1 protein-coding gene is annotated in these 266 nt (G+C 62.8%); it reads right to left on the reverse strand.

All coding sequences use genetic code 11. The features are described from left to right. A partial coding sequence (locus tag G5A07_RS21330; RefSeq protein ID WP_223107788.1) for a cell wall metabolism sensor histidine kinase WalK occupies positions 1–266 on the reverse strand: 266 nt, incomplete at both ends.

Consider the following 266-nt stretch of genomic DNA (forward strand, 5'->3'; position numbering starts at 1 on the left):
TTTCCAGGTAGCCGTGTAGTGAAGTCAGGGGCGTGCGCAGGTCATGCGAGATATTGGCGACGAGTTCGCGGCGCTGCTGGTCCTGCAGCGTCAGCTCTCGCCACTGCTCAGCAATGCGCCGCGTCATCTGCACGAAGGCCTGGCTCAGTGTCGCTATTTCTCCGCCACCGCGCGCAATGCGCTCCAGCGTCGCCGTTTGGCTTTCGAGCGATCCGATTCCTTCGGATTCGAAGCGTCGGACTACAGCCGTCAGCTCGCGCAGAGGC

This window comes from Stenotrophomonas sp. AS012628, assembly GCF_010608305.1.
Taxonomy (GTDB): Bacteria; Pseudomonadota; Gammaproteobacteria; order Xanthomonadales; family Xanthomonadaceae; genus Stenotrophomonas; species Stenotrophomonas geniculata.